23 protein-coding genes and 1 riboswitch are annotated in these 22,615 nt (G+C 38.3%); of the genes, 16 read left to right on the forward strand and 7 right to left on the reverse strand.

Annotation, left to right across the window (positions count from 1 at the left end):
• Positions 1 to 8: 8 nt before the first annotated feature.
• Together hydE and NXG61_RS08735 are read right to left on the reverse strand one after the other, a co-directional pair.
• The gene (gene hydE / locus NXG61_RS08730) at positions 9 to 1,049 is read right to left on the reverse strand and encodes a [FeFe] hydrogenase H-cluster radical SAM maturase HydE (protein WP_307222289.1); all 1,041 of its coding nucleotides are present in this window, start codon (positions 1,047 to 1,049) and stop codon (positions 9 to 11) included.
• Positions 1,050 to 1,073: 24 nt separating this feature from the next.
• Positions 1,074 to 2,537, reverse strand: coding sequence for a diguanylate cyclase domain-containing protein (locus NXG61_RS08735; RefSeq protein WP_307222288.1), 1,464 nt, complete (start codon positions 2,535 to 2,537; stop codon positions 1,074 to 1,076).
• A gap of 461 nt (positions 2,538 to 2,998) precedes the next feature.
• A riboswitch (TPP riboswitch) is annotated at positions 2,999 to 3,103 on the forward strand.
• Between the two features lie 52 nt (positions 3,104 to 3,155).
• Here NXG61_RS08735 and thiT point away from each other — a divergent pair.
• The 4 genes from thiT to NXG61_RS08755 all read left to right on the forward strand — a co-directional run bounded on the left by thiT (position 3,156) and on the right by NXG61_RS08755 (position 5,919).
• Positions 3,156 to 3,785 carry an energy-coupled thiamine transporter ThiT gene (gene thiT, locus NXG61_RS08740; protein ID WP_307222286.1) on the forward strand — a complete coding sequence of 210 codons (630 nt, stop codon included), beginning with the start codon at positions 3,156 to 3,158 and terminating at the stop codon, positions 3,783 to 3,785.
• 384 nt (positions 3,786 to 4,169) lie between these two features.
• Positions 4,170 to 4,607 (forward strand): thioesterase family protein, encoded by a 438-nt coding sequence (locus tag NXG61_RS08745; RefSeq protein WP_196605826.1) that lies wholly within the window; start codon positions 4,170 to 4,172, stop codon positions 4,605 to 4,607.
• 12 nt (positions 4,608 to 4,619) lie between these two features.
• Positions 4,620 to 4,772 (forward strand): hypothetical protein, encoded by a 153-nt coding sequence (locus NXG61_RS08750; protein ID WP_196605827.1) that lies wholly within the window; start codon positions 4,620 to 4,622, stop codon positions 4,770 to 4,772.
• 22 nt (positions 4,773 to 4,794) lie between these two features.
• The gene (locus NXG61_RS08755; protein WP_231038686.1) at positions 4,795 to 5,919 is read left to right on the forward strand and encodes a sodium ion-translocating decarboxylase subunit beta; all 1,125 of its coding nucleotides are present in this window, start codon (positions 4,795 to 4,797) and stop codon (positions 5,917 to 5,919) included.
• A gap of 129 nt (positions 5,920 to 6,048) precedes the next feature.
• Here the strand turns inward: NXG61_RS08755 and NXG61_RS08760 are convergent, their stop codons facing one another.
• Positions 6,049 to 6,495: a desulfoferrodoxin family protein gene (locus tag NXG61_RS08760; RefSeq protein WP_196605982.1), complete on the reverse strand. Its 447-nt coding sequence runs from the start codon at positions 6,493 to 6,495 to the stop codon at positions 6,049 to 6,051.
• Between the two features lie 309 nt (positions 6,496 to 6,804).
• On the opposite strand from NXG61_RS08760, the gene NXG61_RS08765 reads away from it, so the two are divergent.
• The 6 genes from NXG61_RS08765 (at position 6,805) to NXG61_RS08790 (ending at position 13,038) form a co-directional block, all read left to right on the forward strand.
• On the forward strand, positions 6,805 to 8,040 hold the full coding sequence (locus tag NXG61_RS08765; RefSeq protein WP_307222284.1) for a DUF445 domain-containing protein: 1,236 nt from the start codon (positions 6,805 to 6,807) through the stop codon (positions 8,038 to 8,040).
• Positions 8,040 to 9,299, forward strand: coding sequence for a DUF445 family protein (locus NXG61_RS08770; RefSeq protein ID WP_196605829.1), 1,260 nt, complete (start codon positions 8,040 to 8,042; stop codon positions 9,297 to 9,299). Before NXG61_RS08765 ends, NXG61_RS08770 begins: the two co-directional genes overlap by 1 nt.
• Before the next feature lie 107 nt (positions 9,300 to 9,406).
• Positions 9,407 to 10,606 (forward strand): saccharopine dehydrogenase family protein, encoded by a 1,200-nt coding sequence (locus tag NXG61_RS08775; RefSeq protein ID WP_196605830.1) that lies wholly within the window; start codon positions 9,407 to 9,409, stop codon positions 10,604 to 10,606.
• Between the two features lie 159 nt (positions 10,607 to 10,765).
• The gene (gene nspC / locus NXG61_RS08780; protein ID WP_307222497.1) at positions 10,766 to 11,917 is read left to right on the forward strand and encodes a carboxynorspermidine decarboxylase; all 1,152 of its coding nucleotides are present in this window, start codon (positions 10,766 to 10,768) and stop codon (positions 11,915 to 11,917) included.
• Positions 11,889 to 12,761 (forward strand): hypothetical protein, encoded by an 873-nt coding sequence (locus NXG61_RS08785; RefSeq protein ID WP_196605832.1) that lies wholly within the window; start codon positions 11,889 to 11,891, stop codon positions 12,759 to 12,761. Before nspC ends, NXG61_RS08785 begins: the two co-directional genes overlap by 29 nt.
• Positions 12,733 to 13,038, forward strand: coding sequence for a hypothetical protein (locus tag NXG61_RS08790; protein ID WP_307222281.1), 306 nt, complete (start codon positions 12,733 to 12,735; stop codon positions 13,036 to 13,038). Before NXG61_RS08785 ends, NXG61_RS08790 begins: the two co-directional genes overlap by 29 nt.
• Before the next feature lie 11 nt (positions 13,039 to 13,049).
• On the opposite strand, the gene NXG61_RS08795 is transcribed toward NXG61_RS08790, so the two are convergent.
• Complete coding sequence (locus tag NXG61_RS08795) at positions 13,050 to 13,196, reverse strand: hypothetical protein (RefSeq protein ID WP_307222279.1); 147 nt, start codon at positions 13,194 to 13,196, stop codon at positions 13,050 to 13,052.
• 182 nt (positions 13,197 to 13,378) lie between these two features.
• Here NXG61_RS08795 and lexA point away from each other — a divergent pair, with 182 nt between their 5' ends.
• The 3 genes from lexA to NXG61_RS08810 all read left to right on the forward strand — a co-directional run bounded on the left by lexA (position 13,379) and on the right by NXG61_RS08810 (position 15,402).
• Complete coding sequence (lexA, locus tag NXG61_RS08800; RefSeq protein ID WP_196605834.1) at positions 13,379 to 13,993, forward strand: transcriptional repressor LexA; 615 nt, start codon at positions 13,379 to 13,381, stop codon at positions 13,991 to 13,993.
• A 41-nt stretch (positions 13,994 to 14,034) separates the two neighbouring features.
• On the forward strand, positions 14,035 to 14,370 hold the full coding sequence (locus tag NXG61_RS08805) for a hypothetical protein (RefSeq protein WP_196605835.1): 336 nt from the start codon (positions 14,035 to 14,037) through the stop codon (positions 14,368 to 14,370).
• Positions 14,371 to 14,799: 429 nt separating this feature from the next.
• Complete coding sequence (locus tag NXG61_RS08810) at positions 14,800 to 15,402, forward strand: TetR/AcrR family transcriptional regulator (RefSeq protein WP_231038687.1); 603 nt, start codon at positions 14,800 to 14,802, stop codon at positions 15,400 to 15,402.
• Between the two features lie 80 nt (positions 15,403 to 15,482).
• Here NXG61_RS08810 and NXG61_RS08815 read toward each other — a convergent pair whose 3' ends face one another.
• The 3 genes from NXG61_RS08815 to NXG61_RS08825 are packed head-to-tail and all read right to left on the reverse strand — an operon-like array spanning position 15,483 to position 19,120.
• Positions 15,483 to 17,393 (reverse strand): PTS fructose transporter subunit IIABC, encoded by a 1,911-nt coding sequence (locus tag NXG61_RS08815; RefSeq protein WP_307222276.1) that lies wholly within the window; start codon positions 17,391 to 17,393, stop codon positions 15,483 to 15,485.
• Positions 17,394 to 17,413: 20 nt separating this feature from the next.
• Positions 17,414 to 18,325, reverse strand: a complete 912-nt coding sequence (pfkB, locus tag NXG61_RS08820; RefSeq protein WP_196605838.1) for a 1-phosphofructokinase — start codon at positions 18,323 to 18,325, stop codon at positions 17,414 to 17,416.
• Positions 18,326 to 18,379: 54 nt separating this feature from the next.
• Complete coding sequence (locus NXG61_RS08825) at positions 18,380 to 19,120, reverse strand: DeoR/GlpR family DNA-binding transcription regulator (protein WP_196605839.1); 741 nt, start codon at positions 19,118 to 19,120, stop codon at positions 18,380 to 18,382.
• 209 nt (positions 19,121 to 19,329) lie between these two features.
• Here NXG61_RS08825 and NXG61_RS08830 point away from each other — a divergent pair, with 209 nt between their 5' ends.
• From NXG61_RS08830 to NXG61_RS08840, 3 genes are all read left to right on the forward strand, one after another.
• Complete coding sequence (locus tag NXG61_RS08830; RefSeq protein WP_196605840.1) at positions 19,330 to 19,569, forward strand: hypothetical protein; 240 nt, start codon at positions 19,330 to 19,332, stop codon at positions 19,567 to 19,569.
• Positions 19,570 to 19,906: 337 nt separating this feature from the next.
• Positions 19,907 to 20,707 carry an HD domain-containing protein gene (locus NXG61_RS08835; protein WP_432748909.1) on the forward strand — a complete coding sequence of 267 codons (801 nt, stop codon included), beginning with the start codon at positions 19,907 to 19,909 and terminating at the stop codon, positions 20,705 to 20,707.
• A 133-nt stretch (positions 20,708 to 20,840) separates the two neighbouring features.
• Complete coding sequence (locus tag NXG61_RS08840; protein ID WP_307222272.1) at positions 20,841 to 22,517, forward strand: glutamine--tRNA ligase/YqeY domain fusion protein; 1,677 nt, start codon at positions 20,841 to 20,843, stop codon at positions 22,515 to 22,517.
• Positions 22,518 to 22,615 lie beyond the last annotated feature (98 nt).

Raw genomic sequence — 22,615 nt, forward strand, 5'->3', positions numbered from 1 at the left:
ATAGTATATTAATATGATCTGGTGCTGATATGCGATCGAAAACCTTTGTCCTGGGCAACATATCTGCCTATGGATTTTATCTTCCCGCCTATGCAGCAGCGGCATTGAGCAGGAGTATCGGCAACGCAAATTTTACCGGGATAAAGGGCATACTTTCGTCTGTAATCACCTTCCGTAACATTCGGCATCACTACATTTGCTCCTGCCTGCAGGATTATGACGCGGGCATCTGCTTTCAATGTTTCCATTGCTGTTGTGGCAGGGATGTTCGCTTCCGGCAGCAATAATCTGAGCAGTGACACCATTTTTTTTGTCAGGTCAAAATCGCCTTTAGCGGCAAAAGCCAGAGGTGTATCCATGTTGGGAATCAATGGGCCTATGCCGATCATATCGGCGTCCAGCTGCTGAAAAAAAAGGATATCCTGAGCAAGAGAATGCAGAGTTTGTCCGGGTAATCCTATAAGGCAGCCTGTGCCGACTTCATAGCCCAGCTCCTTTAAATTCCAGAGGCAGCTTTTCCTGTTTTTAAAACTCATTCCAGGATCCAACTGCTCGTAAAGATTTTTGTCCGTGGTTTCAATACGCAGAAGATAACGGTCTGCACCAGCCTGCTTGAAAGCTCTGTATTCGTCTAAACTGCGTTCACCCAGAGAAAGTGTAATGGCAAGGTCCATTTCTTTTATTTTATACAAAAGATTCGTTAAGACTTTCACGGAAAAATAAATATCTTCTCCCGACTGCAATACCACAGTTTTGTAGCCATAACTCTTTGCTTTTTTTGCAAGTTCCAGAATTTCTGCTTCACTGAGACGATAGCGCTCTATCTTAGGATTATCACGGCGCAAACCGCAGTAAAGGCAATTTTGGCGGCATATGTTGGAAAATTCTATAAGACCGCGTAAATGTATGCCACTTCCCACATATTTTGCGCGGACCCGGTCTGCAGAGATGGCAAGTTCTCCGCTGCTGGATGGGTCCTGAAGCAGTGAAACAAGTTCATCCTCTGTAAGCTTGTGTGTGCGCTCAGCCTTCTCTATATATTTATTCATTTATGTAATCTCCATGCGGCACTTTTACAGATCATTTTCTGCTGATTTATTTATTGTTTCTGTTTTTAATACACTCAATATACCATCTTTATTTTGTTTGATCGTCAGGAGAAAATTCGCAGCAAGATAAGGGTCATATAAACTCCCCGATGCATTTTCAATTTTTGCGGCTAAGGATTCATACGCCTGACCAGACACCGGTGATTCCATTAAAAGCATAGCATGAAAATCATCAGCCAGTCTGAAAATCCTGCATATAAGGGGAATTTCTTCGCCAAACAGACCCAGTGGATAACCGGAGCCATCCCAGTTTTCATGATGCTTGAGAATATAATCAGCCACATCGGAGTATTTTGTGGACATATTCAATATACGAAAGCCGATTTCGCAGTGGCGCCGCAGCTCTATCTGTTCTTTTTCAGATGGAAGGAATTTTTTTGCCAGCGTGTTTTTTGAAATACCAATAAGACCTATATTATGTACGGTGGTCAGTTTATCCAGCTGCCCAATTATAGAGGACGATAAATGAAGTTTTGACGCATATATTTTCAATAGATATTTCAGTAAGGTAATATTGTCATATTTCAAAAAATCCGCCTTTTCTAAAATGGACAGGATATTGTTTATGATTATTTCTCTGACTATAGGTGTATTATAGAGCTTTTCTTTATACATATTGTTATCTGCGGAATCAAAAATTTTCTGGATGCTATTTTTGTCGGTAAATAACTGCCAGCCGAGAGAAACGCTAAGATACATGTTTGAATAAAGTTTATTGTATGACTCAATAGATTGCTTTATTTTTTTTTCAAGTTCAGACATATCCTGTTTTATAGAAATAATGACAAATTCATCACCGCCGATCCGAAATAATGAGTCTCCTTCAACAAGACATGAAAATAATATTTTTGCGGCAGACTTTATCAGTTTGTCTCCCATGCTGTGCCCCATAGAATCATTTATCAGTTTCAGACTGTCGATATCACAGATCATGAGGCCAAAGGGACTTTTCCTATTTTCTTTTTTAAAATTTGACATGACTTCGTCAAAATAATTGCGATTGAATGCTTTTGTCAAAGAATCATGATTGCTTAAAAAATCAAGCTTTTTTTTCATATTCGTTATATCGGTGATATCTCTGATAATGACCAGAACTTCATTGTCATTATACTTTACAAAACGTGCTTCAAAATATTCTTTCCTGCCGTCGATAATAATGTGGTAATGGAAATATCTGATAGTGTCTGTGTAAAGTGTCTTTTTAATTTTTTTGATAGCATTATCAGCAATGTATTCGGAGAATAGATCTTTAATATTTTTATTTATAAATTCATCTGGAGGAAGATAAAGTTTCATGTTTTGGGGTTGATTATACCCCAAAAATACACCATCGGCATTCATATGCAAGAGCAAATCAGGTACGATCTGCCAAATAGTAGAATTGTCCATACCGGCGGTATGCGAAGTTGGTTGTTGATGGTTTTTCATGAAATACTACCTTTCATAATTGAGAATGAAAATTGCGGTTATGAGGAAGAAAACAGGATTTGATCAGAAGCATATAACCTTCTGAAAATAGAAAAGCGTTGATCAACTCATAATTATAATTAAAACATAGTTGTTCTGTGAGGTAAACTATTTTCTGTAAGTTTTTCTGAAGAAATGTTGAGTGAATTAGGTACTGACTGGTCTTTGACCAAGGTTAAAAAAAGCGCAATATATTTTATAATATTCTTTTAAAAATGGGAATTTTAACCAACTTTAATATTAAATATGGAAAAAAGCACAGCTTATTAATTGTATTCACAGCTATATTATAAATTATACCATGAAAATGCCCGGATTTAATGAAATTATGATTCAAAAATATAAATATAGATTAGGCGCTTTTTCTCTATTTTGCTGGTGAAAATACTTGTTTGGTAGTAAAATGAATCTAAATAAATAATAAATAAAGCTAGGGGTGCCTGCAAGGCTGAGAACAAGAATAGTATTCCTGTAACCCTTTACCTGATCTGGATAGTGCCAGCGAAGGGAAGCGTTCAAATAAAGCACCGCTTTTCTGGCAGGAAAAAGCGGTGCTTTATTTTGAAATGGAGAATTAAGATGAAGGAAATTTTTTACAGTAAGTTTATGGAGCTTTCAGCGCAGCCGGCCGGTGCTTTTTTATTGGCGGGAATTTTAATTATTATTTTTGTATTTTTTTATCTAAAACAGATAAAGTTAACGACAAAAATACTTACGAATATGGGATTGATGATTGCGCTCACAGTCATATTGAATATGCTTCGCATATATCATATGCCGCAGGGAGGGAGTGTGACACTTGGAGGCATGGTTCCGCTGCTGTTGTTATCATATTCTTATGGTCCGGCTGTGGGAGCATTGGCAGGTTTTGTTTATGGTTTGGTCAATTTAGTACAAGATCCCTTTATTCTTCATCCCGTTCAGGTACTGTTTGATTATCCGCTGCCATATATGGCTGTGAGTATTGCCGGATGTTTTCAGAGAAATATTTTAATGGGTGCTGTCGTGGGAATTTTCGGCCGCTTTATTTGTCATTTCATTTCAGGGGCGGTATTTTTCGGCAGCTATGCACCAGAAGGAATATCACCGTACTGGTATTCATTAGTATTCAATGCCTCATATCTCATTCCTGATTTACTTATCTGCCTGATTATTCTGCACATGCTGCCGATTAAGGTACTGGTCAGGCAGATGCGCGGCAGATCATAACGATTGAATAATAAAATAAGTATGTATGAGAATATGTTATCAATTTGATGAGCTCAGCTTAAAATAATAAAATGAATGAGCAGCAATTTAAAAATAAAAAATAAGAAGATTATGTTTGGCACAAAGCCTGAAATTGAATGAACCGTTGGTATTATTCAATTTCAGGCTTTGTGATTATATGAACGTACAAATATATGCGGGCTTTGCAGATGCAAGCGGCAGTTTCATCATACATAAAAGTAATATATATACGTAGTTTGAAGAATTAGACTGGGTAAAGTAAAGATGCTATTATGAAGACAATAAATCTTCGACGGATAAAAACCGTTGCTGAAGAGTTTAAGCATGCTGTTGGGAGTAGATATTTGAAGGAGGAAAAAAATAATGTTTGATGTGAGTAATTTATTAACAATAGGACAAAATTCTATGATCAGAAAGGAAGTGCAAAGATCAGATACCGCGGGAAGTTATTCAAAAGATCTGAACAGATTTTTATCAACAACGGCAGTCGTTGATATGGCTATCAGAGCATCAATGAATACAATAGATAAATATTTGCCAGACGGATTTGTCAGTATAGGATTTACCATGAAATTCACTCATACAGCAGCGACCAGCCTGGGGATGCATGTTACGGTCAAGGCAAGTATAATCAATATTGAAGACCATGAGATTGATCTGCGCATAGACGCATGGGATGAACAGGGAGAAATAGGGCATGGGCTGCACAAAAGAAGTATCGTGAGTAAAAAGCATTTATATGAAAATGCGGAACATCGGACCCGTTTTTTATCAAATCAGCGGTTGGACGGGATAAAATAAGGAGGAGTTAGTATGATGATTTCTGATGATCTGACAGGTGCACTGTCATTAAGTTTGATAGACTTTATTTTAAGCTTTGTGTTTATCGCAGGAATTGGTGCAATATTATATTTATTCCCATATATAAATAAGCTTGGTGAGATAAAGGAAGAAGACAAGTATTGAAAAACGGGGAGAGTGATTTTGCATGATCGATTTTGGTGAACTTATGGAAGCAATGCTGATGCAGACAGGTCTTATGGCAATCTCTGTAGGAAACATTATAATGATAATTATCGGAGCGATAATGCTGTATCTGGGAATCGGTAAAAAATATGAACCATTTCTACTTGTCGGGATAGGACTGGCATGCATAGTAACAAATATACCCGGTTCGGGATTGGCAGAGGCAGGCGGTCTTTTTCATTATGCATATCAAGGCGTTGAATTGCTGATATTGCCTCCTCTGATTTTTTTAGGAGTTGGTGCCATGACGGATTTTGGCCCAATGATTGCCAATCCTTCTCTCGTAATTTTAGGGGCAGCGGCTCATCTGGGGATTTTTATAGCACTGCTGGGGGCTAAGCTGTTGGGATTTTCATTGGCTGAAGCTTGTTCCATTGGTATCATAGGGGGAGCAGACGGACCTATGGCGATTTATACTACTATGCAATTGGCACCGCATTTGCTGCCGCAAATATCAGTAGCAGCGTATTCTTATATGGCATTGATGCCTCTTATTCAGCCGCCCGTTATGAAATTTCTTACTACTAAAAAAGAACGCCAGATAATTATGAAACAGCCGCGTTATGTATCGCGCCTGGAGAAAGTTGTTTTTCCGATAATTATTATCGTTATAGTAAACTTGTTTTTGCCGCCGGTCGCGCCGCTTATCACCATGCTTATGCTGGGAAATTTATTGCGTGAGTGCCTGCTTCTCGACAGAATGGCGGAAACAGTGTCAAATTCATTGCTCAATGTTATAACATTGATACTGACCGTCGCTATAGGTTCTACAATGAAGGCTGAAAATTTTTTGACGGAGCAAACACTGCTGATAATATTGCTGGGCTTGCTGGCTTTTGTTTTTGGCACCGCTTCCGGGGTAATTTGCGCCCGTATCATGAATAAGCTCAGCGGAGGGAAGATAAATCCGTTGATTGGTTCGGCAGGTATAGCCTCCGTTCCTATTGCAGCACGTGTATCGCATATTGTCGGTCAGGAGGAAAATAAAAATAATTTTTTAATAATGCATGCCATGGGTCCTAATCTAGCCGGTGTTTTTGGTACGGCAATTTCCGGTGGGATCATGCTGGCACTGCTTGGACATTAAAAGATGGCGAGAAAAGAAAAATTATATACAGTAAATAATGAAAAAGACTGTGCCGGAAAGTAAATATAAACATTACTTTCCGGCACAGTTTTTCTATTCAAACGGCAAAGTCTGCAATGACGAGGCTGTTTATTTTTGCCTGCTGGCGGAGGACATCCATAATCCATGAAGATTACAGTAAGCATAGGCCTTAACATTACTTTCATTGCCAATATGAAAGGATGCTTCAGGAGTATCTCCGGGCTCAAGTTCGACACGCTGTATTCTGTCTCCGTATAAAATTGTAATCCATTTTATAAAATGTTCCGGTGTCATAGGATGACTAATGCTGCCAACTTTAACGACAGCAGTATCATTGCCGAATTCAATGATAGGAACATGTTTTTCATTGGAAGCGTCGACTGAATTTGCTTGCACCAGAGTCATGGGCTTGCCACAGCAGATCAATTTGGCATCGGCTACTGTTATGGTCCTGGCAAAGCTGGTTCCGCTCTCAATAAGCTGTTTTTTACCGAGATCGATTACCTCCAGTATATAGCCGCATACCTCGCATTTGTATATCAATAAATCTTTCATTCTAAAACCTCTTTCCAATAATATATAATATCTTTTCCAAATTAATAAAAGTATGCGATAATAATAAACATAACTTATATCAATTATTTATGGATAATCTTTATTAATATTATACATGATAAGAAAAGTTTTTACAAGATTATATAAGCAATAATTTAAAATATTTTATATTGAATTTTACAAATATATCTTTAATTGCTATCAAAGGATAAATTATTGATTTTGAAGTAAATATACTCAATCTGCCTGCTCCGATTTTTAAGAATGTGGTAAAATATAGTATATAATATATTTTATTGAGGGGAAAAAATGAATAGAAAGTCACAGGCTACTATTGTTTTAATAGTAATGATCGCAGGCACATTGCTTTCACTGAACGCCGATGGGTTCACAGGCGGAATCATTCATAATGGATTTCTGGCGGCTATGATCGGCGGGCTGGCTGATTGGTTTGCTATTACGGCAATTTTTAAAAAACCATTGGGGATTTCATGGAGGACGGCTATTCTGCCGCGTAACCGTCAGCGCATAATGGATGAGATAATTACATTTATTGGCGAAGATTTATTAAATACTTCAAATATAATGAAAGATATAGTTCAGTATGATATGTCAAAAATGTTTATAGTTTATCTTGAAAAGCTTGGCGGAAGAAATAGATTGAAGAAAGTAATCGAACCTATTTTCATAAATCTTTTCCAAAATATTAACAGTGACAGCCTGGCTTTTGCTATTGAAAAAGCAATAAAAAAGAATGGGCAGAAAAACATATTGAAGGATATTTTAATACAGACTGTATCGCATTTAGGGGATGCAGATGTTTATGCAAAGCTGACACATGTTTTTCATGGATTAGTCATAAAGATATTGGATGATGAGAACACAAGGGCTGTTTTTGAGCCTGTGGTGCATGAAATAAAGGAAGAGTATAAGGAAGGCTCCACACTTCGTGAAATGATAATAGCTATGTTTGATCTGAGCGATGAGAATTTGATTAATATTATAAAAAATAAGCTGGCAGTCACGGCAGAAAATCTTAAAAATTATGATAGTCAGGAATACAAGGCACTTTTTGCCTGGCTTCAGGGAGTACTTGAAGGATTACCACAAAATGAAAAGTTTAATAAAATTCTTGAAGATGTAGAAAATCAGGCAATAAGCAATGCAGATATAGCCGGCTGGACAAAAAAATATATTGATATATATACAAATGATGATAATAATGTCATATATTTGCTTGAAATCGCAAACAAAGCGTTTGACAGTGCTGTTAATAAATTTATAAGTGATGAGTCTGCCCAGAAAACTTTTGATCGCTGGGTCAAGGAAAAGCTTAGTGCCTTTGTCACGAAAAGTTCACCTTTTATCTTGCAGATAATAAGAGATAAACTAAATAATTATTCCACAGATTCTTTTATTGCATTGGTCGAAAGCCATATAAGCAGTGATCTGCAAATGATCCGCATCAATGGCTCATTAGTGGGAGGTTTGGCGGGAATGCTGCTCTATGTTTTGACTTATTTCGCGGAAAGGATGTTTAGTTGATGCATAAATTCAATCGGGCTGATAAAACTTTACTGGCAGCAGCCTGCTTTTTTGTAATTGCGCTGTTGATCAAAGTAAGGTATCCGGGGGTTATTGCCAAAGGTTTTTTATTTTGTGTGGAAGCTGCATTGGTAGGTGGTATAGCCGACTGGTTTGCTGTATCGGCACTTTTTAAAAAACCTTTGGGGATACCATGGCATACGGCAATTTTGACAAAACGCAGACAGGCATTTACAGAGGCGACAATTCGTCTTGTGCAAAAACAGTTTTTTGCTAAAAAGATAATCTTTCAAAGAATTAAAATGCTTAATGCCCCTGAAAAAATTATACAATGGCTGGATAGCGCCGAACAAAAGAAGATATTTGCCGAAAAAACAGCATTTGTTATTTTTCAGAAGGCAGCGCAGCTGGATATCGGTATTACGGCTGATAAATTGGCTTTATTTTTGGACAGCAATATGGGTGTAGTTTTGAGCATAGATAAATATTGCAACAAGTGGCTTGAAGGAAATGAATGGAAAAAATTATTCATAAAAAATCTGGCATCTTTCGCAGAGGAAAAGTTTTCCGATGATGCGGGATTGGTGTATATAGAAAAAGCATTGGAACAATTTGAAAATGAAAAATTAAAATCGGGAACATCTTCATTCTGGCTTTCGCTGGGAGGAATTTTAGATGTCATAAATAATGAAGAATGTGCCAAATTGATTCAAAAGAAACTGCTGGTATTATCAGAACAGCTGTCAGATGAACAGAGCCGTGTATATAAAGACATTATGTCTGTTGTTGACAAGTCTGTAAAGGAAATGATCACAGAAAAAGCATGGAAGGAAACCATAGCCGTTTTCCAGAAAAAAATATTGGATGCAGGTATGACGGAGAAATTGGTTTTAGCCTATATGAATGATATAAAAGGGCAGCTGTCCGATCCTTCCAGAAATACTGAACTGAAAAAAAGCGTTACAATGTTGGCGGCGGAAGAAATAGAAAAATGTTTTGCTGTGATACACAATAATAAAAATATGAGAGAGCTTATTGATTCACTTATAAATGATATGCTGAATCGGTCTGCCCTGCAGGCTCAAAGTATGGTCGGCGACATAGTGAGGCGTGCTCTCAACAATATGAGTGATGAACAGTTGAACGATATTGTTCACTCTAAGATAAATGTTGATCTTATCTGGATACGAATGAATGGATCTATTGTAGGCGGAGGAATAGGGTTTTTATTGTTTGTATTTATGGAAGTAATAAAATAAGTCGATGTATTTTGTAAATATTAATGTAATTATTGAACTAGCTAAATACAAACAATACTTTTTTTGCTATACTATATGAAGTATTAAAGAAAAGGGAGGCTCCTTTCATGGGAAAAGCACTGATTATCGGCTGTGGCGGTGTAGCGAGCGTAGCTATTCATAAATGCTGCCAAAATAGCGAGATTTTTGATGATATTATGATTGCCAGCCGTACAAAAAGTAAATGTGATGCGTTAAAACAAAAGCTCGACGGTGGAAAAACAAAAATTTCTACTGCACAGGTGGATGCTGATTCTACGGAACAGCTGATAAACTTAATAAATGAGTACAATCCTGATATAGTTCTGAATCTGGCGCTGCCATATCAAGATTTATCAATAATGGATGCCTGTTTGGCTACAAAAAAACATTATGTAGATACGGCAAACTATGAACCTCCGGAAACGGCCAAGTTTGAATATAAATGGCAGTGGGCATATCGTGATAAATTTGAAGCTGCAGGTATAACCGCGCTTTTGGGAAGCGGATTTGATCCTGGAGTAACAAGTGTATTCAGCGCATATGCATTGAAGCATCATTTTGATGAAATTAATTACATAGATATTTTGGATTGCAATGGCGGTGACCATGGTTACCCGTTTGCCACTAATTTCAATCCGGAAATAAATATCAGAGAAGTTACTGCAAATGGGAGTTATTGGGAAAATGGAACGTGGGTAGAAACAAAACCCATGCAGATAAAAAGGAGTTATGATTTTGCTGAAGTCGGCAAAAAAGATATGTATTTATTGCATCATGAAGAGCTTGAATCTTTAGGATCGAACATAAAAGGAATAAAGCGCATTCGTTTTTTTATGACGTTTGGCGAAAGTTATCTTACACATCTGATCTGTCTGCAGAACGTGGGGATGACATCGATTGAACCAATAGAATTTGAAGGGAAACAGATAATTCCCCTGCAGTTTTTGAAAGCTGTGCTCCCCGATCCGGCAAGTCTTGGACCGCGTACTGTCGGTAAAACGAATATAGGCTGTATTTTTACAGGAATTAAGGATGGCAGAGAAAAGAATTATTATCTTTATAATATATGTGACCATCAAGAGTGCTATAAAGAAGTGGGATCGCAGGCTGTTTCCTATACGACAGGTGTGCCGGCAATGATCGGAACAATGCTTGTCATGAACGGTGAATGGCAAAAACCGGGAGTATACAATGTCGAAGAATTTGATCCCGATCCGTTTATGGCTGCTCTTAATAAATGGGGTCTTCCATGGAAAGAAAGCTTTGATCCTGTTTTGGTTGATTGAAATAAAGGCATGTCTTCCCAGAAGACGAATTTTGTTAATTTAATAGCTTGGACAGGGCATTTTTTATTGACTGACGAAAACAGTGATAAAGGATGCCCTTTCAGCAGTGTATTTATAATATTTTCGATTGCACCATGACAAAAATTTCGGTAAAGGATGATGAGCGTTCTGGATAAGATAATAATTGAGGCGGCACAAAAATTACCGACACCATGCTATATAATATCAGAAGAACTGCTGGAAAAAAATTTATTACAGCTTGCTGAAATAGAAAAAAAAGCCGGCTGTAAAATATTGCTGGCCCAAAAGGCTTTTTCAATGTTTTATTTTTATCCGCTTATTGCAAAATATCTGGCGGGAAGTACCTCCAGCGGATTGCATGAGGCAAAGCTGGCACATGAGTATATGGCAGGTGAAAATCATATATTTTCGCCCGCATATGACAGCAGGAGCTTTGAAGAAATAACCTCTATATGCAATCATATAGTTTTTAATTCTTTTTCTCAATGGAAAAGATTCGGCAAAGAAGCTCTGGCGGCAGGCTGTGACTGCGGACTGCGCATTAATCCATGCTTTTCTACTCAGGAACATGCTATTTATGATCCATGTTCGCCTGGGTCCAGACTGGGAATCACTGTCGATAAATTTGAGGGAGAATACCTGGAGGGAATAAACGGACTGCACTTTCATACTTTATGTGAACAAGGAGCTGAAGACCTTGAGGCGACTCTTGCAGTGGTTGAAAAGGACTTTGGCATATATCTCAAGCATATGAAATGGGTGAATTTAGGCGGTGGTCACTTGATTACCAAGAAGGGGTACAATATAGATTTACTCGTTGATTTGATCAAAAATTTGCGCGCAAAATACAATGTCGAAGTGTATCTTGAGCCGGGGGAAGCTGTAGCGCTTAATGCGGGATTCTTAAGTGCAGCTATCCTTGAGATAGTGGAAAATGGTAAACATACGGCTATTTTGGATGCATCGGCTGCATGTCATATGCCTGATGTAATAGAGATGCCATATCGTCCTGATGTACTGGGAAGTGATATGCCGGGGAAAAAGGGATACACGTATACATTAGGCGGGGCTACCTGCCTTGCGGGTGATGTTATAGGTGACTACTCATTCGACAAGCCGCTGGTAATCGGTCAAAAAATTATTTTTTGTGATATGGCTATTTATTCCATGGTAAAAAATAATACATTTAATGGAATGCCTTTGCCCTCAATAGCTGTTATCAGGAAAAACGGACAAATAGAAATTGTGAAGAGTTTTGGATATGATGATTTCAAAAAACGTCTCTCTTGAGAAAACGAGCAATAACTGGATAGCGGCGATTAGTTTGGCGGTATCAGCAATCATTTTGCTTTTTCTGTCAGAAAGTTCGGCCTCAGCTGAGATCCGTCTTCCCGAGCTGGAAACACCGGCTATCCATATACCCAGTGTACCTGCCGTTCCGTCACCGCAAATGCCGGAAATTAAGAGCATTGGCATAGATACCGATAAAATCGCTAATGAAATAGATGAGCATGCCAAAGCTGCAGATAAGGATAATAAAAAAGCGCAGGGTAATTCAGAACTGAAAAATAATGAGAAAAATACTGCGCCGGATAAAATACGTGATAATAAATATATCAAACGAGATGCTGCATCTAAGAAAGATGATAGATATGCCGATGACAGCAGTGATAAAAATAAGGAAACGGACGCATCGTCTTCCGGTACGGATCCGGTTGAAAACGAGCAGGAAAATAAACAGGAGGAGGGAGTGACGGCACAGCAGCTTTTGACTGCTGATTTTTCTGCGGTGATGTTTTATATTTTCAGCAGAACGGCTTTTATAGCAATAGTTTTATGGCTGGCGTTTTTGCAGGTGGCAAAAAAATTACCGGTGCTTCTGGAAACTTTTTCATTTGCATTGATGAATATTTTTGCCGGAGCTTTTTATTTTCCTATGGCGGGGCGATTGGACGGAGAGAAGCTCGATTTTTATAACAAAGTAATTAATAATAATGATTTTCTGCTGATAATGGGAGCTTTTGCGGTCTGCTCTGTGGTAATAGCCGGAATGGCGGGAGCCCTAATAATATTTTTGCAGAATGTAAACAGAGGAGGTAATTCAAATGGGAAAAATACCAAAAAATTTATCTGATTCGGCTATGTTTAAGGACTATAAGGAAAACAAAAAAGAAAAATCACTGTTCGATATAGCAAAAGAATTTGATGATGCAGATACAGTGAAGTCTCACGCTGCAAAAAAAGACGATAGTTATATGGATAAATATCTGACTGATGCTTTAAATAAAGAATTGCTCAAATTAAAGCTGGACTTGTACAAGGATGGTATAATCGACTATCAAATAAAAATTGGCAGAGAGGGAAATAAAATAGTACTTTATCCGTCAGTTAAAAAAAATAATAGGATTTGAATAAATTGCAATCAGGCTGGTTTGTTTTTTTGCCAGGCTGAAGGGATATATTTCCTTCCCTTTTGGCAGGGGGCTATACAGGCTGCTATGGCTGTGTAACGTGCTAATACTCTTAAATCCCTGGCCTTTATAATGCGGCTGTATCCTAAATGTTTCATAAAATAATACCTCCATTTTAGTTTTCTTAAAAATAAAGTTCGGTTTTCTTTATAAGACGATAATACATCATACCAAAAAATTTGGCAAGGTGTTTTTCAACTTTATGAATTTTGTACTGGATGTTTGAGTTGATTTTTCCGAACAAATTAAGTATACTAAATAAAAAATGGAGGTTTAAACTATGACAGATTTTGCCGAGAAATTGCGTGAATATATGGATGCGACAGAAATAAGCCAGACTAAATTGTCCAGGATTACTGGAATAAATAAATCTTCTATATGCGAATATTTGTCTGGAAGCTACGAGCCTAAGCAAAAAAATGTTTTAAAGATAGCAGCTGCACTCAATATACCCCCAGAATATTTTTGGGGAATGAAAATTGTATCATCAGAAAAAAAAGGAAATACGGCCAGCGTAAAAAAAGTTCCTTTGATAGGCAGTATAGCTGCCGGGAAACCTATCCTGGCAGTACAGGATTTTGATGAATATATTCCATGCAGTGATTTTGTAAAAGCGGATTTTTGTCTTCGTGTTGCCGGGGACAGTATGATAAATGCCAGAATTTATGATGGAGATATTGTTTTTATTCATGAACAAGCGGATGTGAACGACGGAGAAATAGCAGCGGTGCTTGTTGACGACAGCGCCACCCTGAAACGCATTTATAAATATGGAAATATGATTCAGCTGCGTGCTGAAAACCCAAAATACAAACCAATGGAATTTAATCAGGGAAATTGCAGTGATGTCCGCATTCTTGGTAAGGCCGTGGCTTTATTGGGGCGGGTCCTTTAAATTGTTGAAAACTGATAGTTGATAGGAGCGGATGACCGGAAATGGGCAATATAGAAGAATTTAATCAAAATAAGATGTTTAAAAAGTATACTAATGCTTGTGTCTGCAATGTTAAGGCAGCGGTCAGACTCTATGACGAGAAACAGGATCCGTCTTTTCCGCCGCTGCTGGCTTACTTATGCCAGGGACATGCATGCGCCAAGCAGATTCAGCTCTTGGCAGGATTGACAGAAATAAATCAATATGATGATTTTTATGCTGCATTTATATTATTGAACAATACATTTATGCGCTTTGCCTCTACCGGACACAATGAAGATGATATCCACAGTATATATGATGCATTTATGAGGACGTTCAGCAAACTGAATCAATAATCAATAAGTTCTTGATAGCGTATCAATCTTTTTGCTTCTGTGGATTTTATTGCACTGCAGGTGATTAAGAAAGCTGTCTGACATATCTTTCTGTGATAATGAACCGAAACTTTGTATAAGGTTTTGGTTTATTTTTATTTTCAGAAGAATTTTTGAGGATTATCTTTTATTGACGCTTATATTAAGGTATTGCAATAATGTACTTATTAAAGGAGGCTCCGAAAAAATCCTGCGCTGTATTCTGCATTAAATGACAGCATATTAATACAATGTTTGAGAAATATGTTTTTTTTCGGTATAATAATTTAATATAAATCTCTTATAGAAATGAAGCCGGCTTATGATTTTATATCCACATTAATTTTTCCATGTTTTCAAAACGGACAGGGAGAAAAATCCGGAATAGAAGAATTATTGATAGGGAGTATAATGGTGAAAGAAAAATTGACGAAACGGGAAACAAAAAAGATTCAGTCGAAGAAAAGCATAATCGAAGCAGCCACTAAATTATTTGCCGAAAAGGGACTGTCAGAGACTTCCATTGCTGATATAATGAAGGAGTCCAAGCTGGGTTTGGGAACTTTCTACAATTATTTTGAATCTAAGGAAGCTTTGCTTAAAGAACTTTTGAATCAAATGGCGGAAGACATCCGTACTTCCTTTGCCTTTATTTCACAAACACGAGAAACTTATACGGAAATATTAGAATCTGTTGTTGTTCAAACAGCTTCAGTATTGGACAAAAATCGTTTTGTGCTTCCCTTGTTTATTAAAGCAGCCGATAAAAGTGCATTACCTCCGGAATCGGAGCACGAAACAGGGGCCGCTCCTCTGTTTAAGTATATTTTTGACGGCATCATAAAAAAAGGGCAGGAAAATAAGGAATTTCGTGATGATATACCTGCCGGGATAGTTACGGAAATGTTTCATTCTATTTTTCAGGCAGCATCTTTCAGCAGTCTGCCTATAGATTTCTGCGATAATGTTCACTATAAGGTGATGGTAATAATAGACGGTTTAAAAGTAAAATAGAGCTGTAAAATAATTAAGAGCTGCAGGCGTTAATGCCCGCAGCTCTTAATTATTTTTGCAGTATGAAGAAATATATAAAGTTATTTGAGCGGTTTTTTCAGAACTGCTAAAATAGCCATGGAGATCAAAGAACCGATAAGGATGGCGACGAGATACATGACGGGATTGCCTATGGTCGGCACAACAAAAATACCACCATGCGGAGCTCTGAGAGTGCAGTCAAAAGCCATCGATAAAGCTCCTGCCGCAGCAGAACCTACTATGCAGGCCGGGATAACGCGGAGCGGGTCACTGGCGGCGAAAGGAATAGCGCCTTCTGTAATAAATGATAACCCCATTACGTAATTGCTCACAGCAGATTTACGTTCATTATCCGTAAAGCGATTTTTGAAGAAGGTACTGCATAGGGCAATAGCCAGGGGCGGTACCATACCACCAGCCATAACAGCGGCCATTATGCCGTATTCTCCGCTTGCCAGCATACCTGTGCCTATTACATATGCGGCTTTATTTACAGGACCGCCCATGTCTACGGACATCATGCCGCCAAGTATAGCACCGATAAGAACACGGCTGTTTGTATCCATATTTTTCAGTGTTTCAATAAGCCATGAATTGATGCCGCTTACCGGTGGATTGATTATGAAGGTTATGACAATTCCCATGAGAAGGACACCGAAAAGCGGATAGATAAGAATAGTTTTTATACCCTCAAGAGAGTGGGGAAGTGCCGCACATATTTTTTTCAGGCCAATAATTATATAACCGGCAATAAAACCTGCTATTAAAGCACCAAGAAAGCCTGAACCGCCCGAATTAGCCATAGCACCGCCGACGAAGCCGGCAACAAGTCCTGGGCGGTCTGCTATGCTCATAGCTATGAAACCGGACAAAACGGGTAGCATAAAACCAAATGATACACCGCCTACACTTTTGAAAAATGCGGCCAGCGGGGTGTTGGAACCAAAATTAGAAGGATTTGCGGGATCAAACGGATCGACAAGAAATGCCAGAGCTATCAAAATCCCACCGCCGACGACAAAAGGAAGCATATGGGAAACACCGTTCATCAGATGTTTATAAATCTGGCGCCCAAAAGTTTCTGTTTCATTTTCAGCAATCGCTTCTTCATTTTTTGCGGCATTGTGCTGATAAAGAGGGACATTGCCGCTCAAAGCTTTGTCTAAAAGTTCATCGGCTTTATTAATACCATTTGCTACTTTGGTAATAAGAACAGGACGCCCGTTGAATCTGGACATTGGCACGTTTTTGTCCGCGGCTACTATAATACATTTTGCATTTTTTATTTCTTCGCTTGTAAGTCCGTTTTTGGTGCCGCCTGAACCTTCTGTTTCTACTTTTATGGTAATGCTGCGTTTTTTTGCATGCTGTTCAAGGCTTTCAGCGGCCATATATGTGTGTGCTATACCGGTAGGACAAGCTGTTACAGCCAATATATCATACTGAGAAGCGGTTCCTTTTGCTGCTGTAGCGGAAGGAATACTGTCCGCAGTGCTGTTTTCTGCGGAAAAACGGTCGGCTTCTTTTTCATCGATCAGCTTCAAAAATTTATCGGGTGTTTCGGCAGCTATGAGAGCTTCTTTAAAATCGCTGTCCATCGGCATTGTAGCCAAAGCACTGAGCATCTGAAGATGTTCGTCATTGGCTGAATCGGGAGCGGCAATCAGAAAGAATAAACGGGCCGGGCGATTGTCCATAGATTCAAAATCTATTCCGTCTTTTACTACCATTGCGGCGAGTCCTGCTTTTTTTACTGCGGGACTTTTAGCATGGGGCGTGGCAATACCATCTCCCAGACCGGTGGTGCCGGATTCTTCGCGGGTGAAAACAGCTTTTTTGTAAAGCTCCTTATCGGCAAGAATACCGGTGCTGTCCATAAGATCGACCAGAATGTTGATGGCGTCTTTTTTGTCTGTTGGACGGGCGTTGAGCAGTATCCCGTCTTTTTTCAATAAATCAGTAATATGCATAATCTAGCTCCTTTTTATATTTAAATAGTTATTTGTTTCATCAAAGTATCTACTTCTTCCATTACCGCAAGATTTTCGGAAAAAGCAGAAGCTGAGCCGGCTGCTATTCCCATACGGAAAGCCGTTTTATAATCAGCGGATGAAAGATAGCCCGCCAAAAAACCGGCAACCATTGAATCACCGGCACCCACAGAATTTATCAATGTTCCGGTGGGAGCGGCGCAGGACATACAATCACCTTTTTCAGTGAGCAAAATAGCTCCGTCACCGCCACGGGAAATCAAAATATTACGTGCGCCGCGCTGCTGTAATATTCTGGCATGCTCAATCAATGCTTCTGGTGTGGTCAGTGTTTTGCCGAACATACCGCCTAATTCATGATTATTCGGTTTTATCAGAAAAGGTTTATATTCCAGTACATTGAGAAGTAATTTTCCTTCGGCATCCACTACAAAATTTACATTCTTATGATAAAGGCGCTCTAATATTCTTTCATAGATATTATTAGGAAGAGTATTTGGTATACTGCCGGCTAAAACAAGATAATCACCATTTTGCAGTTTATCCAGCTTGGCAAAAAGCGCATCAATGGATTGCTGAGGTATATTCGGTCCCTGGCCGTTGACTTCGGTCTCTGAGTCGGCTTTGATTTTTACGTTTATTCTGGTGTTGCCTGCTGATAAATGGATGAAATCACAACTGCAGTTAAATTCATTTTTCATCTGCCGTTCTATTTCCTCACCGGTAAAACCTGCTGTAAATCCAGAAGCGATACTTGAGACGCCAAGATTTTTGAGTACTATTGATACATTTATGCCCTTGCCGCCACAGAGTATTTTTTCATATTTAAGACGGTTGATGGTACCTGTTTTGAATGAATCAAGTCTTACAATATAGTCTAATGAAGGATTGAATGTGACTGTATATATCATGAGAAACTCCTTTGTTTAATTTACAGAATATTTTTATACTATTATTGTGTCTGATCAATCAGCCAGAATAATTTTATATTTTTCATAGGTATCATCAGGGCGTTTGTCAGTTATAATTGAAGCCGCTCCAAGAGCAGAAAAGTTAACAGGTGTTATTTTGCCGAACTTCGAACTGTCCGCTAAAATATAGGCTTTTTTACAATGTTTTATAGCAGCTTCTTTTATCATGGCCTCTTCGGCAGTGGGCGTTGTAAAACCGGCTACCAGGCTGATGCCGTTGGTGCCGAAAAAACCAACGGTGAAATTGTATCTTTGAATATTGGCTATCGCCAGAGCACCAACGGCAGCATAGGTAACAGCCTTCATATTGCCGCCGATTATTATTGTTTCAAAACCGCGATTCATCAGCTGCACTGCATGAGAAGCATCATTGGTGACGTATACGGCATTTCTTTCCCTGAGCTGTTTTATAAGAAGTCCGGTCGTCGTTCCGGCGTCTATATAAACAACATCATTCATTTTTATCAACTGTGCGGCTTTAGCTGCAATAGCCATTTTCTGTTCAGTATTGACACTTTCTCTGACCTGAACTTTATCTTCGGTTGTTAAGTAACTCTCAGGAGACATTGCACCGCCATATATTTTCACAAGGACACCTTTGCCATGCAATATATTAATATCCCGTCTTACAGTTGCTTCGGAAGCTTTCAAAATTTTTGATAATTCGGTAACGCTTACCGAATGACTCTGCTTTAGAAGCTGCAATATTTTATTGTGTCTTTGCGCTGCCAGCATATGATTTTCCTCTTTTTATTTAAATTATATACACACAATAAATCAAAGTCAATCAAAATAAATCAAAATAAGTATTTAAAATGATCGAGTGTGATTATTAATAAATTATAAACAATTTACATCTGTACAATGTATTTGAAATATTATATAATAGTAAATATATATTTAGACAGCCTTTTATACCTGCTGAACATTAATGAGGTGATTTGATGGCGATAAGGCGAGTTGTAGTAGACCGAAGAGATAGTGCGATCTATCGGGATGTCTTGAAAAGAGGAGGGTTTATTTCGGCTAGTTATTTATCAATCAATGGTTTTGATGCTATGAGGTTAAAAAAATTGGCTTTGCAGGGAAGACTTGATGCTATACGGTGTGCCATCGGTAAATCTGTACGGTGGTATTATCAGGAAAATCAAGCTGAATTGGCTCATCTAAAGGGAGAAGTCTAACACAAAAAATTATTGCTGTAAACTATGAGGTCGGCTTATGCCGATCTTTTTTTTACCTGTTTTTAATGAAGTGAAGGTTGCAGTAATATCAAGGAAAATAAAATTGTCAAATAGTTTATGAAAGTTTCTTTGCCTGGAACTACAAAAAATATACGATTTTTGATATAATTTAACGGATATAGTTATTAAAAAAGGGAAAAATGCATCTGTCTCTTACTGATTCATAAATATGTTATAATGTATATAGATATATTGATAAATTAAAGCCTGAGCAGAGTAAAGCAGGATGTTACCGATTCTATCGGTAAAATTTATATTATTATTTTAGGAAATAATGATGAATAAAATTAACGAACTAGAGCAATACTGCCTGAAAAAAGAAGAATGGATGAACGGTTATATAAAATCTTTTTATAGCAAGGACAAAAATGTGCAGGAAGGCATATTGATAAAGGAGGAGCATACGAGAAAAGTCACTGCCATAGCTTATTCTCTGGCAGTTCATCTGCAGATGAATGAGCATGATGCCCTATTGGCCAGAATCATAGGTCTTTTTCATGACATAGGCCGTTTCAAACAATTTAGCATATATAAAACATTTAACGATGCTCAGTCAGAAAATCACGCGCTGCTTGGGTTGAAAATACTGAAAGAGCAGAGACTGCTCGGCGAATTGACTGAAACTGATCAGACTTTAATTGAATTTGCTGTTAAAAATCACAATGCAAAACAAGTGGAACCAACAGAAGACAGGCGTTATCTCTTTTTTGCAAGACTTATCAGAGATGCAGATAAACTTGATATTTTCAGAGTGCTTCAACCGTATTTGACAACAGATGATGTTGAACCCTGCAGCAAGACCTTTATCGGTCAGTTTAAGAATGGCGGTCAATGTGACTACAATATGATCAGAACGCAGAATGACAGGAAACTTGTACGATTGCTGTGGATATATGATGTGAATTTTTCATGGACACTGGATAAAATAGTGTCACAGGGATATGTAGCAGAAATAGTAAAAAGTCTGCCCCAGACAGAGGATATGAAAAAAGGATTTGCCTTGCTGAAAAAATATATTATGCATAAGCTGCAATATGAGGATAAGCCTTTTTGCTATAGAGATGAAAAAACTCAATGAACTATGCTGCAAAAGATTGAATTGCTGTGAAAAATGAACAAACTATAGGGATGAAATGCCTGTTTTGCATATAATCATAGTTTGCTTCATTTAATGTAATTTTTAAAAAATAATTTTTAATGAGGGATATTTGATGCCGGAAAATGTAAACCTTTTGCCCAATTTTATTCACAATGCTATAGACGATGATTTGAAAAATGGTAAATATGCTGATGGAATACATACTAGATTTCCGCCTGAACCAAATGGTTATCTGCATATCGGTCATGCTAAATCAATATGCATAAATTTTGGCACTGCGCAGAAATACAACGGACAGTGTAATCTTCGTTTCGATGATACAAATCCGACAAAAGAGGATGTAGAGTATGTTGATTCTATTCAGGAAGATGTCAAATGGCTGGGATTTACCTGGGATGACCGCATGTTTTATGCATCGGATTATTTTGATAAATTATATGATTTTGCTGTGGAATTGATAAAGCGCGGCAAGGCATATGTGTGTGATCTTACCGCGGATGAAATACGGCAGTATCGTGGAACATTGACAGAGGCCGGAACAGAAAGTCCTTATCGCGGCCGCAGCATTGAAGAAAATATAGATTTGTTCGAACGTATGAAAAAGGGAGATTTTGCTGACGGGCAGAAGGTACTGCGCGCCAAGATCGATATGGCATCGCCCAATATAACTATGCGTGACCCTGTTATTTACAGGATATCACATACGCGCCATCATCGTACCGGTGATAAATGGTGCATTTATCCGATGTATGATTTTGCTCATCCATTATCTGATGCTATTGAAAAAGTTACTCATTCAATATGCACTTTGGAATTTGAAGAGCATCGTCCTCTTTATGACTGGCTCTTGGAAAATCTGGGCTTTGACAGTAACAGCAGGCCGCGGCAGATTGAATTTGCCCGTTTGAATCTGACTAACATGGTCATGAGCAAACGTAAATTGCGTCAGCTGGTAGAAAGCGGCTGCGTATCCGGCTGGGACGACCCGCGCATGCCGACTATTTCGGGTTTTAGACGCAGGGGTTATACCGCTGAATCTATCCGCAGTTTTTGCGAACTTATAGGTGTCGCTAAAAGCAACAGTCTTGTAGATATAGCTATGCTGGAACATTGTGTCCGAGAAGACCTGAATAAACGTGCAGATAGGATAATGGCGGTTCTCAATCCCATAAAGGTAATAATAACAAATTATCCGGAGGGCAAATGTGAGTATTTATCTGCTGAAAATAAACCTGACAGCAGCGCAGCCAGATATGTTCCTTTTTCGCGGGAGATTTATATAGAACGGAGCGATTTTATGGAAAGTGCTCCGAAGAAGTTTTTCCGTCTGAAACCGGACGGTGAAGTGCGTTTGAAATATGCGTATATTATAAAATGCACCGATATTGTAAAAGACGCAGACGGTAATATAATTCAGATAAATTGCACTTATGATCCGGATTCTAAACGGGGAGGCTCCACAGCAGGAAGAAAAGTAAAAGGAACGCTTCACTGGGTACCGCTTGACGGATGTCTGAATGCAGAAGTTCGTCTGTATGATTATCTTCTGAATAATGATGAGAATGCTGAACAGACAGATTTTATGAAAGAGCTGAATCCGGCTTCGCTTACGGTTTTGCAAAATTGCAAAATTGAACCGGCTGCCGCATGGGCTGCACCGGGAACAAAGTATCAGTTCTTGCGGCAGGGGTATTTTTGCGTTGATAAGGATTCAGCAAAGGGTAATTTGGTTTTTAATCGTGTTGTTGGACTGCGTGACAGCTGGGCAAAAACTGTAAATAAAAAATAAAAATGAACTGTGTTATTGATATTTTAATAATTACTTGTTAAGAAAGACAAAAAAACAGTTGACAGCGATACAAGATTTGAGTATAATATTCTTCGTTG

The organism is Pectinatus haikarae (assembly GCF_050916305.1).
GTDB classification, from domain to species: Bacteria; Bacillota; Negativicutes; order Selenomonadales; family Selenomonadaceae; genus Pectinatus; species Pectinatus haikarae.